This window comes from Streptomyces sp. UW30 (assembly GCF_008042075.1).
In the GTDB taxonomy this organism is placed as follows: Bacteria; Actinomycetota; Actinomycetes; order Streptomycetales; family Streptomycetaceae; genus Streptomyces.
This window is the reverse complement of record NZ_RDBN01000001.1, coordinates 64,219-79,500: the sequence shown is the minus strand read 5'-3', so window position 1 is coordinate 79,500 and position 15,282 is coordinate 64,219. Positions and strand designations below refer to the sequence as shown.

At 69.5% G+C, this 15,282-nt stretch carries 14 protein-coding genes and 2 pseudogenes; 11 read left to right on the top strand and 5 right to left on the bottom strand.

The features are described 5' to 3' along the window. Positions 1 to 126: 126 nt before the first annotated feature. Entirely contained in the window at positions 127 to 996 is an 870-nt protein-coding gene (locus EAO75_RS00355) for a helix-turn-helix domain-containing protein (protein ID WP_147993007.1), read from the bottom strand. Between the two features lie 275 nt (positions 997 to 1,271). Between EAO75_RS00355 and EAO75_RS00350 the strand changes: the two genes are divergently transcribed. The 3 genes and pseudogenes from EAO75_RS00350 (at position 1,272) to EAO75_RS46905 (ending at position 3,475) form a co-directional block, all read left to right on the top strand. Continuing rightward, positions 1,272 to 2,117: an SDR family oxidoreductase gene (locus EAO75_RS00350; protein ID WP_147993006.1), complete on the top strand. Its 846-nt coding sequence runs from the start codon at positions 1,272 to 1,274 to the stop codon at positions 2,115 to 2,117. Between the two features lie 69 nt (positions 2,118 to 2,186). Beyond that, entirely contained in the window at positions 2,187 to 2,606 is a 420-nt protein-coding gene (locus EAO75_RS00345) for a cupin domain-containing protein (protein ID WP_147993005.1), read from the top strand. A gap of 184 nt (positions 2,607 to 2,790) precedes the next feature. Continuing rightward, positions 2,791 to 3,475: pseudogene (locus tag EAO75_RS46905) on the top strand (SDR family oxidoreductase). Between the two features lie 366 nt (positions 3,476 to 3,841). On the opposite strand, the gene EAO75_RS00335 reads toward EAO75_RS46905, so the two are convergent. Next, complete coding sequence (locus EAO75_RS00335) at positions 3,842 to 4,822, bottom strand: NADPH:quinone reductase (RefSeq protein ID WP_147993004.1); 981 nt, start codon at positions 4,820 to 4,822, stop codon at positions 3,842 to 3,844. A 22-nt stretch (positions 4,823 to 4,844) separates the two neighbouring features. Next, positions 4,845 to 5,423, bottom strand: coding sequence for a PadR family transcriptional regulator (locus EAO75_RS00330; RefSeq protein ID WP_147993003.1), 579 nt, complete (start codon positions 5,421 to 5,423; stop codon positions 4,845 to 4,847). A gap of 53 nt (positions 5,424 to 5,476) precedes the next feature. Between EAO75_RS00330 and EAO75_RS48435 the strand changes: the two are divergent. From EAO75_RS48435 to EAO75_RS00310, 4 genes and pseudogenes are all read left to right on the top strand, one after another. Further along, positions 5,477 to 6,304, top strand: a pseudogene (locus EAO75_RS48435) (alpha/beta fold hydrolase); the annotation flags it as partial. A gap of 329 nt (positions 6,305 to 6,633) precedes the next feature. Next, on the top strand, positions 6,634 to 7,704 hold the full coding sequence (locus EAO75_RS00320) for an aromatic ring-hydroxylating dioxygenase subunit alpha (RefSeq protein WP_147993001.1): 1,071 nt from the start codon (positions 6,634 to 6,636) through the stop codon (positions 7,702 to 7,704). Further along, on the top strand, positions 7,701 to 7,919 hold the full coding sequence (locus EAO75_RS00315; protein WP_147993000.1) for a hypothetical protein: 219 nt from the start codon (positions 7,701 to 7,703) through the stop codon (positions 7,917 to 7,919). The genes EAO75_RS00320 and EAO75_RS00315 overlap by 4 nt, the downstream gene beginning before the upstream one ends. Next, the gene (locus EAO75_RS00310) at positions 7,916 to 8,854 is read left to right on the top strand and encodes a PDR/VanB family oxidoreductase (protein WP_147992999.1); all 939 of its coding nucleotides are present in this window, start codon (positions 7,916 to 7,918) and stop codon (positions 8,852 to 8,854) included. Before EAO75_RS00315 ends, EAO75_RS00310 begins: the two co-directional genes overlap by 4 nt. On the opposite strand, the gene EAO75_RS00305 is transcribed toward EAO75_RS00310, so the two are convergent. Further along, the gene (locus EAO75_RS00305) at positions 8,769 to 9,620 is read right to left on the bottom strand and encodes an IclR family transcriptional regulator C-terminal domain-containing protein (protein ID WP_147992998.1); all 852 of its coding nucleotides are present in this window, start codon (positions 9,618 to 9,620) and stop codon (positions 8,769 to 8,771) included. The genes EAO75_RS00310 and EAO75_RS00305 overlap by 86 nt on opposite strands. 167 nt (positions 9,621 to 9,787) lie before the next feature. Here EAO75_RS00305 and EAO75_RS00300 point away from each other — a divergent pair, with 167 nt between their 5' ends. From EAO75_RS00300 to EAO75_RS00285, 4 genes are read left to right on the top strand one after another with little or no spacing between them, the layout of a single operon-like run. Continuing rightward, positions 9,788 to 10,756, top strand: a complete 969-nt coding sequence (locus tag EAO75_RS00300) for an ABC transporter substrate-binding protein (protein WP_147992997.1) — start codon at positions 9,788 to 9,790, stop codon at positions 10,754 to 10,756. Continuing rightward, the gene (locus tag EAO75_RS00295) at positions 10,753 to 11,526 is read left to right on the top strand and encodes an ABC transporter permease (RefSeq protein WP_147992996.1); all 774 of its coding nucleotides are present in this window, start codon (positions 10,753 to 10,755) and stop codon (positions 11,524 to 11,526) included. The genes EAO75_RS00300 and EAO75_RS00295 overlap by 4 nt, the downstream gene beginning before the upstream one ends. Next, the gene (locus tag EAO75_RS00290; protein ID WP_147993158.1) at positions 11,526 to 12,302 is read left to right on the top strand and encodes an ABC transporter permease; all 777 of its coding nucleotides are present in this window, start codon (positions 11,526 to 11,528) and stop codon (positions 12,300 to 12,302) included. The genes EAO75_RS00295 and EAO75_RS00290 overlap by 1 nt, the downstream gene beginning before the upstream one ends. A 24-nt stretch (positions 12,303 to 12,326) precedes the next feature. Next, positions 12,327 to 13,139 carry an ABC transporter ATP-binding protein gene (locus EAO75_RS00285; RefSeq protein WP_187284238.1) on the top strand — a complete coding sequence of 271 codons (813 nt, stop codon included), beginning with the start codon at positions 12,327 to 12,329 and terminating at the stop codon, positions 13,137 to 13,139. On the opposite strand, the gene EAO75_RS00280 is transcribed toward EAO75_RS00285, so the two are convergent. Continuing rightward, positions 13,108 to 15,249: a discoidin domain-containing protein gene (locus EAO75_RS00280; RefSeq protein ID WP_187284237.1), complete on the bottom strand. Its 2,142-nt coding sequence runs from the start codon at positions 15,247 to 15,249 to the stop codon at positions 13,108 to 13,110. The genes EAO75_RS00285 and EAO75_RS00280 overlap by 32 nt on opposite strands. Positions 15,250 to 15,282: the final 33 nt, after the last annotated feature.

The window sequence follows — 15,282 nt, the reverse complement described above, 5'->3', positions numbered from 1 at the left end:
TGGCGCGACGGTGCGCCAGGACACGACATTGCCGCAGGACAGTCCGGGTGGCTGCGCCTCGCCGGCGGTGATGACGGCTGCGCCGCGTTGCAGTGGCCGTCGCAGGGTCGCCCGGTACTGGTGTGGTCAGGTGGCGGCGTCGGGTGCGGGCTGCTGTTGGCTCGTGGCCCAGGAGGCGAGGATGCGCAGCGCGTCGTGGGAAGGGGTACCGGGTTCGGCGGTCAGCACGACGAGTTGCTGCTCAGCGTCGATGCTGGCGGTGAGGGTGTCCCAGTCGAGAGTCAGCTCGCCGGCCACGGGGTGGCGGAAAGTCTTGGTGCCCATCGTGCGGGCGGCGACGTGGTGGTCACCCCACCAACGGCGGAAGTGCGGGTCCYGCACGGAGAGCTCTCCCACGAGGGCGGCCAGCCGGGGATCGTCGGGATACTTGGCAGCCTGCATCCGCAGCTGCGCCACGGTGGTGTGCGCAACCTCCTCCCAGTCCGCGTACAGGGTCCTCATCGCGGGGTCGGTGAAAAGAATCCGCGCGTGGTTCCTTTTCTTCTCCGGAATTTCCGCGTAATCGCTCATCAGGGCGGCTGCCAGGGAATTCCAGGCGAGAATGTCCGTACGGCGGCCCAGAACAATAGCTGGGGTGTCGATCAGGTTGTCCAGGAGGCGCTGCAGCGTCGGCTGCACTTTCTGCACGGCACGGCGGCGAGGCCGTGCCTGGTCCTTGCCGGCGAGTTCGAAGAGGTAGTCCCGCTGGTCGTCGTCCAGACGAAGTACCTGCGCCAGAGCGGACAGTACCGGCCCCGATGCCTGGATGCGGCCCTGCTCAAGGCGCGTGTAGTACTCGGTGCTGATGGCGGCGAGCTGAGCGACTTCCTCACGGCGCAGTCCCTTGACCCGCCTCAGGCCGCCCGTCTCGGGCAGGCCCACGGTGCGGGGGCTCAGTTCGGCCCGGCGGGTCTTGAGGAACTCGCCCAGCTCGTTGAGATGCGCGTTGCGAGTCATACCGGCCAGTGTGGCACCGAATGGACCGGCATTGGGGGGGTAGGGATTTATACCTGGAACCTTTTATACGGGTAAGGAATTCTCCCTTTGCGGATACGCGTGAAGGTGTCAAAGTCGATGAGGTAGCCGGCAGAAACCGGCCAGGACATCGGCAGCCCCCTCTGCGCAACCTGATCGGTCCCGATGCCCGGGAGGCCTGGCCTCGTCGGCGACTGCGCGCATCTCATCACCGCACAACTCCGGGTGCCGGATTCGGCATCTGAAAGGAATCCCTCATGAGCAAGGTCATTCTCGTCACCGGCGCCGGACGCGGTCTGGGCACCGACATCGCCCGCGAGGCCCTCAAGGCGGGCCACCAGGTCGTCGCCACCGGACGGCGCCCCGAAGAGGTCGAGAAGACCCTCGGCGGACCGCAGGACAATCTGCTGGTGACCAAGCTCGACGTCACCAGCCCGGAGGACGCCGAGGCCGCCGTCCAGGCAGCCGTCGACCGCTTCGGCCGCATCGACGTCCTCATCAACAACGCCGGGAACTTCTTCGCCGGCTACTTCGAAGAGATCACGCCCGACCAGATGCGCCAGCAGATCGAGACCAACCTCTTCGGGCCCATGAACGTCACCCGCGCTGTCCTGCCTGTCCTGCGCAAGCAGCGCGCCGGCCACGTCATCACCCTCTCCTCCTCCGCCGGAATCATCGGCCAGGAGTTCTGCGTCGCCTACGCCGCATCGAAGTTCGGCGTCGAGGGCTGGATGGAGTCGCTGCGCTACGACGTCGAGCCGTACAACATCCACACCACGGTCGTGGAACCCGGCTTCTTCCGCACCGAGTTGCTCGTCGACGGCTCCACCATCTGGCCCGAGCCGACCATCGACGACTACGCCGAGCGCACCACCGCCACCGTCGCCGCCTGGAAGGGCATGAACGGCCAGCAGACCGGCGACCCCGCCAAGCTCGCCCGCGCCCTGCTCGCCATCGCCGACCAGGACAAGCCCCTGCAGCGCTTCGTCGCCGGCGCCGACGCCATCGAAGGCGTCAAGGCCAAGGCCAACGAACTCCTCGCCCAGGCCGAAGCCTCCCGCGAACTCGGCGGCAACCTCGCCCACGACGACACCACCGCCTGAGAGCCCCGGAAGGCCGGCTGTCACGCTGCCGCCTGAACAGCGGCAGCGGCACTCTTCGAAGAAGGCACGATGGAGATTCCCAACCAGCCACCGTCCGCCAAAGGCCCGGCGGACATGTTCACTGGTGATGTCTGGTTCGACGTCATCTACCAGGGTCAGGAGCCCTCGCGGGCGCGGGCGAACATGGTCAGATTTGCGCCCGGTGCCCGTACCGCCTGGCACAGCCACGGCCTGGGCCAGACCCTGTACATCGTCGAGGGCATCGCCCTGATCCAGTCCCGCGGCGGCGACATCCTCGAAGTCCGACCCAGCGACGTCATCTACACGCCACCGGGCGAGGCGCACTGGCACGGCGCCGCCCCCGACCACTTCATGACCCACCTCGCCCTCTGGGAGAACCCCGGCCCCGACGCAGGCCCGGAAAGCACCTGGTTCGAGCATGTGGCCGACGACGAGTACAGCGGCCCGCGCCACAGCACCCGCCGCTGATCCGGCCCCCTCGCAGTCGGCGGGCTGGGCCTGCCGAGTGCGTCACCATGCCGGAACCGACTCCAACTGCGGCCTGTCACACGACGCCACCCACACGCGAAACGACGACGTGGGCGTACGTCGGCGTGATCACTTCTCTGACCGATTGGTGCCACGCCGACCGACGTTGGGAGCTACGCACACCATGAACCCGACCTACGACTTCGCGAACAAGGTGGCGCTCGTCACCGGCGCGGCATCTGGCATGGGGCTCGCAGCGGCCCAGGCTTTCGCCGCAGCCGGTGCCGCCGTTGTTCTCGCGGACGTCGACAAGCATGCCGTGGAGGCCGGAATTGACCTCGGCCGGCCACCAGGCGATCGGCGTCACCTGCGACGTCACAGACGAAGGTCAGACGGCCGCGATGGTGGACCGGGCTGTCGCCACGTTCGGCCGTTTGGACATGGCGTTCAACAATGCCGGTGTGCAGGCACCGCCCAGTGACGCGGCCGACGAGCCCGCCGAGAACTTCGACCACGTGAACGCGGTCAACCTGCGCGGCATCTGGGCCAGCATGAAGGACGAACTGCGTCAGATGCGCACACAAGGCAGCGGTGTCATCGTCAACTGCTCTTCGCCGGGAGGGCTCTTGGGCATGCCACAACGTGCCGCCTACCACGCCTCCAAGCACGGCGTGATCGACACGCCCATGGCCGCCGACATGGTCGAGAACCAGGCCGACGCCATGGCAGAGATCATGAAAGAGCAGTCGATCGGAAGGCTGGGGCGCGCGGACGAAATCGCCGCAGCCGTTCTCTGGCTGTGCGGCCCGGGCGCCAGCCTCGTGATCGGCGTCGCTCTTCCGGTCGACGGCGGCTTCACCGCTCACTGACCAACTTCGAGGTCCGCAGCAGGCACCTGACGATCAGTCCGCCGGTCGGCATCTGCGGCTACGCGCCGACGTACTGCCGGATCTGCGAATCCACCGCATCGCCCATCAAGTCGACGGGGGAGAGCGACACGGTGGTCCCGACCGCGGCACGCTCAGAAGGCCGTACGACAGCCCGGCGTGCCCACGCCACCCTGCCGACCTCTGCCCCGGGTCCGCACCGCTGCGACGCCCCCCGTGACCTGCGACATCTCAGGACCACTGCCTACGGGCGCGCGCTTGGTCTCGCGCACCGTCAACCATCGGCCGCTGTCGCCTGCACCTCGGTATCACCGGTCATCGCCCCGGAGGCAGTGTTCCGACTCTGCGTCATTGAGGGATGGTGAGCAGGACGCGGCCACGGCCTCCCACGTCGACACGGTCGTGGGCCTTGGCGATGTCCTCCAGCGAGTAGCGGTCGCCGACATCAACGCTGAGAGCGCCGACAGCGGCTGCGGAGGTCAGGTCGCGAGTGGCCTGGCTTCTGGCCTCGGCCGGGAAGTCGTCGCTGCCGAGCAGCCGCAGGGTGACGTTGTTGAACAGCAGAGGCCAGAACGGAATCTCGGTGCGGTCGGCGCGAGTGGCGTAGGCCGCGATCACGGCGTTGTTCGCGGCGACGGCGTTGTCGAGGTCGGCGTTGTCCGACAGGGCCACCTCGATGATCCGGTCGACGCCCTGGGGTGCGTACGCGCGGATCGCCGCCGCCGGGTCCTCCTGGTCCAGGGCGACGGCGTGGGATACGACGGCCGGGTCGACGCGGTCGAGGTCCGCACCACGGCGGACGGTGGCGAGCACGGTGGCGCCTGCCCAGCGGGCGAGCTGGGCCGCCAGGGAACCTACTCCACCGAGCACGCCGTGCACGAGCACGAGCTTTCCCTCGACCGGCCCGTCGGCGAAGACGGTGCGGTGGGCGGTGATCCCGGGGATGCCCAGGCTCGCGCCGAGTTCGTCACCCACGTGGTCGGGCAGGGCCACGGCCTGACTGTCGGGTACGACGGTGTACTGGGCGGCGGTGCCGAACGGACGGTAGGACTGGGCGCCGTACACCCAGACCCGCTGCCCGAGGCGGCGTTCGTCGACCCCGTTGCCGACCGCGTCGATGACGCCGGCGGCGTCGCTGTGCGGGATCACCCGCGGGTAGGGCATGGACGAGCCGAGCCAGCCGCGCCGCTTCTTGGTGTCGCCGGGGTTGACGCCCGAGAGGGTCACACGGACGCGGACCTCGCCGGGGCCGGGCTGAGAATCGGGCAGTTCGCCGACGCGCAGGACGTCGGCGGCGGGGCCCTGTTCGTCGTACCAGGACGCAAGCATGGGCAGTTACCTCCGGGGCCGGTCAGCTCGCGGGTTCTTCGAGCCTAGGGGGATCGTTGTCGGTGCGCGCTGTGAAGGGCGCGCGCGGCTCCTCGCCAAGGACCTCGCGCAGCCAGGCACGTTCGGCCGTGCTGATGGCACGGGCGGTGAGCAGCATGCCGCGCCGGTAGGGATCGGCGACCCCCTCCGCGCGCAGCGGCCTCTCGCCGTCGTAGAAGAAGCTCGCCGGCTCCTCCAGGAACTCCAGCCGCCTGCGAAGCACCGCGTGCTGCTCGACGACGTCGGGCAGCTGGGAGAGGAAGGCCAGGATGGTGAAGAACCGGGTGAAGTCGGTGATCTCGTGATCGGCCGGCTTGCGTAGGCGTCCGAGCAACTCTGTGCGCCCGGCCTCGGTCAGGCTCAGCACATACCTCGCGGCACCTGCCGCCGGGTCGGCGCGCCGCTCCAGCAGACCCGCCTTCGCGAGGCGGTTGATCGCCGGGTAGAGGCTGCCGTCGCTGACCGGCCGCGTATAGCCGGTCAGCTGCGAGACGCGGCGGCGCAACTCGTGTCCCGGCAGGTGTCCCTCGGCCAGGAAGCCCAGGATCGCTAGTTCCAGCACGGCTCCATCATCGCACGACTACATCGAATCGATGCGTACATCGATTCGATGTTATGGTCTCCATCCTGATCGACACTGCAGGCTGGGTACTTCGCCGATGCCATGGCCGCCGCCGTTGCCTCGCCGCCCGCCGGCCCTGTCGCGCCTTCCGGAAAGGGCACGCCTCCCCACCGGCCGCCCGTCGGAGGAACCGCCCCTGGCCTGCCCTCGAACAGGCGACTCGGCATCGCCGTCACCGTCACCGGCCGGGGACGCCCCCTCGTGGTCTCCCCGGAGCCCTGAACGCGGCCCAGGACTGGCAGCCGCTGGCCGATGTCCTCGCACCGCACCTGACGACCTACGCGGTCGACCGCCGCGGCCACGGGCCCAGCGGTGACACCCCCAACCACAGCATCCAGCGCGAACAGGAGGACATCGCCGCCGTCCTCGACCTGGCCGGCCCGGACCCGATCCTGCTGGGCCACTCCTACGGCGGGCTCGTGCCCCTGGGCCTCGCCCTGCACCGGCTCCCCGCGGCCTTCGTCCTCTACGAGCCGCCGGTACCGCCGCACGGTCCCATCGGAGGGGATGCCATCGCACCCTTCGAAGAGGCCGTGGCCAAGGGCGACCTGGACCGTGCGCTCACACTGGGCACGCGCAACTTCCTGCAGATGCCGGAGGAGGCGATCGATGAGTTCCGCCGCAGCCCCGTGTGGTCCTGGCGCGCGTCGATGACGCCGACCTGGGCGCGGGAGGTCCAGGCCATCGACGCCTTCGGCGACGACCTCGGCCGATTCACCGGCCTCACGACCCCGACGCTCCTCGTCACCGGGGAGCTCAGCCCGCCCGTCCTGCTCGGCATCTCCCGGCACCTTGATGATGCGCTGCCGAACAGCCGCCTCGTCCAGATCCCCGGTCATGCGCACGAGGCCTACCTGACCGCACCCGAAGCACTGGCTCGTTGTTCGGGAAGTGCCCACGCCTGCGACTGGCATTCCAGGAAGCGGTGCACAACGAGTGCATACGCCCACGGGAAGTCCCAGGAATGCCAGGTAGAAGGGGGCAACGCCCTGACCGGCAAAGGGCCCCGACCAAGCCGCCCTCGAACGTCCGCGCCAATGCCTTCCGTCTGGCAGAAGCCGCCTTGCGCAGTGACCGCGGCCGTCAGGACGCTAAGTCCAACCACGGCACGCGGGGCGAGGGCGCCCCGCCGACAGGGACGGGACCGCCCATGCCTCACTCCACCGCCTTCGCCAAGAACCAGTGGTACGTCGCCGCCTACAGCCACGAGGTCGGGCGGGAGTTGCTCGGTCGGACCGTTCTCGGGGAGACCCTCGTCCTCTACCGCACCGAGGAGGAGGGGACACCCGTCGTGCTGCACGACCGCTGTGTGCACCGGCGCTACCCGCTCTCCGAGGCGCCGACCCGGCTCGACGGTGACCGGATCGTGTGCGGGTACCACGGGTTCACGTACGACACGACCGGTACGTGCGTGTACGTGCCGGGGCAAAAACGCGTCCCGCGGACGGCGCGCGTGGCCTCGTACCCGGTCGTAGAGCAGGACTCCCTGATCTGGGTGTGGATCGGCGACCCGGCGCTCGCCGACCCGCAGAGCATCCCGCGGGCCAGGCACCTCGACTCCCCCGGCTGGGTCACCGTCCGCGGGATGGAGCCCATCGACTGCGACTACGGCCTCCTCGTCGACAACCTGCTCGACCTCTCCCACGAGACCTACCTCCACGGCGGCTACATCGGCACCCCCGAGGTCGCCGAGACGCCGATCACCACCGAGGTCGACGAGGGCGCCGGGATCGTCCGGGTGAGCCGGCACATGGACGACGCCGAGTGCCCGCCGTTCTACGCCAGGTCGACCGGTATCGAGGGCCGGATCACCCGCTGGCAGGACATCGAGTACCACGCCCCCTGTCTGTATCTGCTGCACAGCCGCGTCGCGCCCGTCGGCGTGGTGCCCGAGCCGGACGGCAGCGACCCCGGCGGCTTCCACACCGAGGTCACCTACGCCATCACTCCGTCCGGCGACGGCAAGGTGTACGACTTCTGGGCGGTCTCGCGGGACTGGGCGACGGACGACGACGAGGTCACCGAGTTCCTGCGTGGCAACAACCACACGGTCGTCATGCAGGACGTCACCGCTCTCAACCTGCTCCAGAAGACCCTCGGCACCGAGCGCCACGGCTACCAGGAGCTGAGCATCAACATCGACACCGGCGGCCTGGCCGCCCGCCGTATCCTCGCCCGTCTGGTCGAGGAGGGCGACAAGCCCGTGGAGAAGGTCCTGTGAGCGCCGGTCCCACCGGCGAGATCTACCGCATCGACTGGCTGCCGGGCACCGACGTCCTGCACGGCACCTGCCACTGCGGCCGCGAGCACACCGCGCAGGACCCGGTGGAGATGTGGGAGTGGATGCTCGCCCACCCCCAGGGACACCACCCCCAGGGACGCCGGCCCCAGGGACACCAGCCGCAAGGACGCGAGCCACAAGGGAACAGTTCATGAGCGACGTGTACGAAGCCGAACTCGTCGTCCAGCGCCGGGAGTTCGCGGCCGACGGCATCCTCGCCCTCACCCTGCGCCACCCGCTGGGCGAGCAGCTCCCCGCCTGGGAACCCGGCGCCCACATCGACGTCCTGCTCGGGCCGGAGCTGGAGCGCCAGTACTCGCTGTGCGGCGATCCGGCAGACCGGACTCAGTGGCGGATCGCCGTGCTTCGGGAGCCGGACGGGCGCGGCGGATCCGCCCGTGTGCACGAGCAGTTGGGGCAGGGCGACAAGGTCCGGGTGCGCGGCCCGCGCAATCACTTCCGGCTGGAGCCCTCTCCCCGCTACCGCTTCATCGCCGGTGGCATCGGCATCACCCCGATCCTGCCGATGCTCGCCGCGGCCGAGGCGGCGGGTGCCGAGTGGACGCTGCTGTACGGCGGGCGCACCCGTCAATCGATGGCGTTCACCGGGGAGTTGGGGCGATACGGCAATCGGGTCGCGATCGCTCCGCAGGACGAGTCGGGACTGCTGGACCTCGCCTCGGTGCTGGATGAGGTGCCCGACGGCACGCTCGTCTACTGCTGCGGGCCCGGTCCCCTGCTGGACGCGGTGGAGGAGCGGTGCCCGGCCGGGCTGCTGCACGTGGAGCGGTTCGCACCGAAGGAGCAAGAGGGCGACGAGAACACGGAGTTCGAGGTCGAGCTGGCGCGGAGCGGGTTGACCCTGACGGTCACGCCGAGCGACTCCGTGCTGGACACCGTCCGGGCCGCCGGCATCGAGGTGCTCTACTCCTGCACCGAGGGCACCTGTGGGACCTGCGAGACCGACGTCCTCGACGGGGCCCCGGACCACCGGGACTCCGTGCTCACTCGCCAGGAGCAGGAGTGCGGCGAGACGATGATGATCTGTGTGTCCCGGTGCCGGGGGCAGCGGCTGGTCCTGGATCTGTGATCCGCAGGTCGGCCTCGATGCCGCCGACCGTCGCCAGCAGGTGCGGCAGCAGGTCGCGGCGTACGGAGTCCATCGAGTTGCGGCCGGCGTGCACGGCGATATTGACGGCCGCCACCACCTCGCCGCCGCGATCCCGCACCGGGGCGGCGACCGACCGCAGCCCCTCCTCCAACTCCTGGTCGACGACGGCGTAACCCTGCCGTCGGACGCGGCGCAGCTCCGCCCGCAGGGCGTCCGCAGTGGTGAGGGTGCGGGCGGTCAGGGGCTTCAACTCGGCCCGTTCCAGAAGGACTTCGGCCTCCTCCTGAGGCAGGTGGGCCAGGATCACCCTGCCCACCGATGTCACATACGCCGGGAAACGGGTGCCCACGGTGATGGACGCCGTCATGATGCGGCGCGTCGCGACCCGGGCGACGTACACGATGTCGTCGCCGTCGAGGACGCACAGCGACGACGACTCCCTCACCTGCGCGACGAGTTGCTCCAGATGCGGCTCGGCGATCTGGGGCAGCGTGTAGCCGGCGAGGTAGGAGTAGCCGAGTTCCAGTACGCGCGGGGTGAGCCGGAAGAGGCGGCCGTCCTGGTGGACGTAGCCGAGGTCGGCGAGGGTCAGCAGCAGGCGGCGCGCGGCGGCGCGGGTCAGGTCGCAGGTGTGGGCGACGTCGCTGAGCGTGCGGGCGGGATGGTCGGCGTCGAAGCAGCGGATGACGGCCAGGCCGCGCTCGAAGGACCTCACGAAGTGCGGTGCGCGGGCTTCGGCGGACATCGCCACCTCCAGAAGTGTCAACAATGTTGTCGGCGAACCTTGGTGAACCCATTGACCGGATGCGTTTGAGGCTTCTACCTTCCCGCTGAGCAACCCCGCGCACTACTGTGCGCGTTGCGCACAACCTGTCGGAACACCGTTGCACCGTTGTCTGTACAGGAGGAGCCATGCGTCGTCTGTCCGCCGGTCTCGCCGCCGGCGCCCTGCTGCTCGTCGGGACGGCCTGTGGCTCGTCCGACGACGGTTCGCCGGACGCGGGAGCGTCGTCCGGCGGCGTCACCACCGTCAAGCTCGGGCTGATTCCGATCGTCGATGTCGCGCCGCTGTATCTCGGCCAGAAGAAGGGCTTGTTCGAAAAGCAGGGCCTGAAGCTGGAGTTCACCACCGCTCAGGGCGGTGCGGCGATCGTGCCGGGTGTGACGAGCGGTCAGTTCCAGTTCGGCTTCAGCAATGTGACGTCCCTGATGGTGGCCCAGAGCAACGGCGTTCCCGTGAAGGCCGTCGCCAACGGCATCGCGTCGACCGGGGTGCGGGGCAAGGACTTCAACGGCCTGATGGTCAAGAAGGACAGCCCCGTCAAGTCGGCGAAGGACCTGGAGGGCAAGAAGGTCGCCATCAACACGCTGAAGAACATCAACGAGACCGCCGTCAGGCAGGCGGTGCGCGAAGCGGGCGGTGACCCGGACAAGGTGCAGCTCGTCGAGATGGCCTTCGACCAGATGCCCGCCGCTCTCGACCAGGGTCAGATCGACGCCGCGTGCGTGGTCGAACCGGCGACCGCCACCATCCGCAGCCAGGGCGGCCGGGAGATCGCCTCGCCGTTGATCGACATCGCCCCCGAGCTCACCGTCGCGATGTACTTCACGTCGACGCAGTACGCGCAGCAACACCCGGACGTGGTCAAGAAGTTCCAGGACGCCACCGCCGAGTCCCTCGCCTACGCCGAGGCCCACCCGGACGAGGCCCGGCAGATCGTCACCACGTACACCAAGATCCCGGAGTCGGTGCTGGACCAGGTGATCCTGCCGAAGTGGCCGGCCGAGCCGAACCGCGCCTCCATCGAGGCCCTCATGAAGCTCGGCGAGGAGGACGGACTGTTCAAGAAGACGCCCGACCTGGACTCGCTGCTGCCGTGAGAGGCGCGAACGTCGCACTCGGTGCGGCCGGGCTCGCGGCCTTCCTCGCCCTGGGCGAGGCGGTGCCGCGGCTCGGCCTGGTCAAGGAGGCGTACTTCCCGCCGACCAGCCGGATCGCCGCGGCCCTCGGGGACGAACTCTCCGACGCCGCCTTCTGGCACGCCCTCGGCGACACCCTCACCGGCTGGGCGCTGGGCCTCGCCATCGCGGTCTGCGCGGGTGTCGTCGCGGGCGTCGTCGTCTCCGTCGTGCCGTACCTGCGCGCGGCGACCGCCTCGACGATCGAGTTCCTGCGCCCGATCCCGTCGGTGGCGCTGATCCCGCTGGCGGTGCTCCTCTACGGCACCGAGCTGCGGTCAGTGCTCCTGCTGGTGGTGTACGCGTCCTTCTGGCAGGTGCTCATCCAGACCCTGTACGGCGTCCAGGACGTCGACCCGGTCGCCGAGGAGACGGCACGTTCGTACGGTCTCGGCACCTGGGCGCGGATCCGCCATGTGCTGTGGCCGACCGCCCTGCCGTACGTGATGACCGGTGTGCGGCTGGCCGCCGCGGTGGCGCTGATCCTCGCGATCACCGCCGAACTCGTCATCGGCGCACCGGGGTTGGGGCAGCAGATCGCGGTGGCGCAGACCTCGCAGGCGGTGCCGGAGATGTACGCGCTCATCGTCGTCGCGGGGGTGCTCGGGCTGCTCATCAACGTCGGCGCGCGCACGGTGGAGCGGTGGGCGCTGGCCTGGCACCAGTCGGTGCGCGGGGAGGTGGCGGTGTGATCGGGCACCTGCTGCTGCGGCTGCTCTTCGTCGTCGCGCTGCCCGTGGTGCTGGTCGCCGTGTGGTGGGCGGCGTCGGCCGGCAGCACGGACCCCTTCTGGCCGCCGCTGCGCACGATCCTCGACACGTTCCCGGACGTCTGGACGGCCGAGCGGCTGCGGACGGACGTCGTGCCGAGCCTCCTGCGGCTGCTCGCGGGCTTTGCGACGGCGGCCGTGGTCGGCGTCGCGCTGGGCACGGTCATCGGCTCCTACCGCGCGGTGCGCGCGGTGTGCGAACCCGTCCTGGAGTTCCTGCGGGCGGTGCCGCCGCCCGTGCTGGTGCCGGTCATCATGCTGTTCGCGGGCATCGGCGACACCATGAAGATCGTCGTGATCGCGAGCGGCTGCGTCTGGCCCGTCCTGCTCAACACCGTGGAGGGTGTGCGCGCGGTCGACTCGGTGATGCTGGAGACCGCCCGCTCGTACGGCGTCACGGGCATCGCCCGGCTGCGCCATCTGGTGCTGCCCTCCGCGAGCCCGCAGATCTTCGCCGGGCTGCGCCAGGCGCTCTCGATCGGCATCATCCTGATGGTCATCAGCGAGATGTTCGCCGCCAACAACGGCATCGGCTTCACCGTCGTCCAGTTCCAGCGCAGCTTCGCCATCCCCGACATGTGGACCGGGATCCTCGTCCTCGGTCTGCTCGGTTTCCTGCTCTCCGTCGTGTTCCAGCTGGTCGAGCGCCGGGTGCTCGGCTGGTACCACGGTCTGCGCGCGAGCACCCGGCGGTCCTGAGTGAACACCGTGAAGGGGCGGGTCATGCTCGACGTACGCGGTCTGAAGAAGGTCTACGAGGGTTCCGGGCGGCGTGTGGAGGCGGTCCGCGACCTCACCTTCACCGTCGACGCCGGGGAACTCGTATGTCTCGTCGGGCCGTCGGGCTGCGGCAAGACGACCCTGCTGAAGTGCATGGGCGGGCTGCTCACGCCGACCGGCGGTGAGGTGCTCCTGGAGGGGCGGAGGGTGAGCGGACCGCCGCCCGGGATGGCGTTCGTGTTCCAGGAGTACGGGCGCAGCCTGTTCCCCTGGATGCGGGTCGGCGAGAACGTCGAACTGCCGCTGAAGCAGAAGGGTTTGGGCAGGGCCCGACGCCGGGAGCTGGTGCGGGACGCGCTGGTGTCGGTGGGGCTGGCGGACGCCGTGGGGGCGTATCCGTGGCAGCTGTCCGGCGGTATGCAGCAGCGTGTCGCCATCGCCCGGGCGCTGGCCTACGAGCCCCGGGTGCTGCTGATGGACGAGCCGTTCGCGGCGGTGGACGCGCAGACGCGGGCCGATCTGGAGGACCTGGTCCGGGGGCTGTGGCGGGAGCGCGGCATCACCATCCTGTTCGTCACCCATGACATCGACGAGGCCGTGTACCTGGGCGAGCGGGTGATCGTGCTGTCCGCGTCCCCCACCGTCGTACGGGAGCAGCTGAAGGTCGATCTGCCCGCAGAGCGCGACCAGTTGCACACCCGCGTGGACCCGCGCTTCGCCGAGCTGCGCACCCATGTGTACGAGCAGATCCAGGCGGCGAAGCGCGGGGTTCCCAAGGACGCGGTCACGAAGTCAGATACGCCTCCACCTCACTGAACTGACCCGCCGGCCAGCCGGTGTTGGCACTGACCGACAGCCGCACGTAGCGCAGGTTGGTGCTGCCGGGCAGGGCGACGGTGACCGTGTTGCCGGTGGCCGGGTCGAAGCGGTAGCCGGTGGCGCCGACCACCGTCGAGAAGTTCGAGCCGTCCGTGCTGCCGAGAACCGCAACGGTCTGGGTGCGCGCGCCCCAGGCCGCGGACGGCGGCAGCTTCAGCACCAGTCGGCGCACCGCCTCGGACGAGCCGAGGTCGACCGTGAGGGACTGCGGGAAGGCGTTGTTGGCGGACTCCCAGTAGCTGTTCGCGTCGCCGTCGACCGCCTTGCCGGGCGTGTAGACGTCCTGCGAGCCGGTGGCGGTGGCCGGGCGGCCCTTGGCGAGGTTGCGGGCCGGGTCGGGGTCGGGGTTGCCCTGGCCCGGCTGCGGCCAGGTCGAGCAGTCGGACCAGGTGCTGCTCCAGCCGGAGTTGCCACCGCCGTCGGTGAGGGTGAAGGTGCCGGAGTTGGTGGGGTAGGGGCAGTTGTAGATGCCGGCTGCGCCGACGCCGGTGGCGGTCACGTTGCGGAAGGTGGCGGCGCCCTGCGCTTCGGCCTGGACGACGACGGTGCCGGCGTTGCGGACGGTGGCGCCGTCGACGGTGATGTTCTTCGCCGCGAAGCCGCGCCCGCTGCCCGATACGAACTCGAAGGCGCTGTACGGGCTGTCGGTGACGGTCGTGTTGGTGATCTTCACCTGCGCCTCGATGGCGCTGTCGTAGGAGTCGACCCGCAGCGCGCCCATCGGGTGGTTCCAGTTGGGGTTCATCGCGCCGGTGCGCACCAGCGTGTTGCCGTCGACCGTGATGGTGCCGGACAGCGGGTGGAAGGGGTCCAGGAACTTCTGGTTGGAGATCGCGATACCACTGCCGAGGGCGTTGGTGTCGGAGACCAGGTTGTTCCTGACGGTGATGTCGGTGCCGCCGTAGATCGCGATGCCGTTGGCCAGGTTCGGCTGCGTGATCGTGTTGTTCTCGAAGCTGCTGTTGGTGTCGGGCGCGTACAGCGACCACATGGCGAGCGCGTCGTCGCCCTGGTTGCGCAGGAAGTTGCCCCGGACCTTCACCCCGCGCGCGTTGCCGTTGAGGTTGAGCCCGTCGGCGGTCATGTCGAGGAAGCGGTTGTTCTCGACGACCAGGTTGTCGTTGTTGCCCATCAGCCAGAGGCCGACCTTGAGGTGCTGGAGCCACATGCCGGAGACGGAACTGTTCGGCCCCAGCGAGCCGTTGACGAAGTTGTCGGGATTGGAGTCGACGCGCTCGGTGACCTCGCCGATGACGGCGAAGTCCTTGATGTGGACGCCTCCGGAGGAGCTCGACTGGTCGATGAAGCGCGAGGTGCGCACGATCGAGTGCCAGCTGCCCGCGCCCTGGAGGGTGACGTTCTGTACCCCGCTGAGGGAGGACGTGAGCCGGTACTCACCCGGCGGGATCCACACGACCCCGCCCTGCGCCGAGGCGATGGCGTCCCGGAAGGCCTGCGTGGAGTCGCCCTGGCCGGTGGGGTCGGCCCCCTTGGACGTCACCGACACCGACCCGGCGGGCTGGCTCGCCGCCCCCGCGACCTGCTCGAAGTCGGCGACGTCGACGGTGACTTGAGTGCTCGCCGCCTCCAGGGCCACCTTGTCGCCGGCCTGGATGTTCTGCCCGAGCAACAGGCGGGCGTTGTCGTAGAAGTGGTGGGTCTTGGCGCCCGGGATCCAGCCGGTGTCGACGTACGAGTACTTGGCGGTGACGGCGATGGTCTTCGCGAGCTTGGTGCCGTTGACGTACACGTTCAGCGAGCCGGTCTGGCCGTCCGGGACGCTGTAGGCGACGTTGAGGGCGTTGGCCGCGCTCGGCGCGGTGAACTCGACCCGCTGGCCTGAGTTGAGGCGTACGGCCTGGCGCCCTGAGGCCTCCGACGCGAGGGTGCCCTGCGTGTAGTCGGGGCCGATCTTCGTGCCGGTCGTGGTGGCGGACTCGGCCTCGACCGAGGTGAACGGGAGGGTGGCGCCGGCGGCCGCGTGGGCGGTGGGCGCCGTCGTGGTGAGCAGGCCGGCGGCGAGGGCGACCGTCACCGCTGTTGGCATGATCCTGACATATCTGCGCGTGTACTGCATGTG

Bases quoted from the DNA above. Each gene is read 5' to 3' on its own strand.
- EAO75_RS00280 (WP_187284237.1), bottom strand. From the start codon at position 15,249: ATGCCAACAGCGGTGACGGTCGCCCTCGCCGCCGGCCTGCTCACCACG.
- EAO75_RS00285 (WP_187284238.1), top strand. From the start codon at position 12,327: ATGCTCGACGTACGCGGTCTGAAGAAGGTCTACGAGGGTTCCGGGCGG.
- EAO75_RS00335 (WP_147993004.1), bottom strand. From the start codon at position 4,822: ATGCTTGCGTCCTGGTACGACGAACAGGGCCCCGCCGCCGACGTCCTG.
- EAO75_RS00300 (WP_147992997.1), top strand. From the start codon at position 9,788: ATGCGTCGTCTGTCCGCCGGTCTCGCCGCCGGCGCCCTGCTGCTCGTC.
- EAO75_RS00310 (WP_147992999.1), top strand. From the start codon at position 7,916: ATGAGCGACGTGTACGAAGCCGAACTCGTCGTCCAGCGCCGGGAGTTC.
- EAO75_RS00320 (WP_147993001.1), top strand. From the start codon at position 6,634: ATGCCTCACTCCACCGCCTTCGCCAAGAACCAGTGGTACGTCGCCGCC.
- EAO75_RS00345 (WP_147993005.1), top strand. From the start codon at position 2,187: ATGGAGATTCCCAACCAGCCACCGTCCGCCAAAGGCCCGGCGGACATG.
- EAO75_RS00350 (WP_147993006.1), top strand. From the start codon at position 1,272: ATGAGCAAGGTCATTCTCGTCACCGGCGCCGGACGCGGTCTGGGCACC.
- EAO75_RS00305 (WP_147992998.1), bottom strand. From the start codon at position 9,620: ATGTCCGCCGAAGCCCGCGCACCGCACTTCGTGAGGTCCTTCGAGCGC.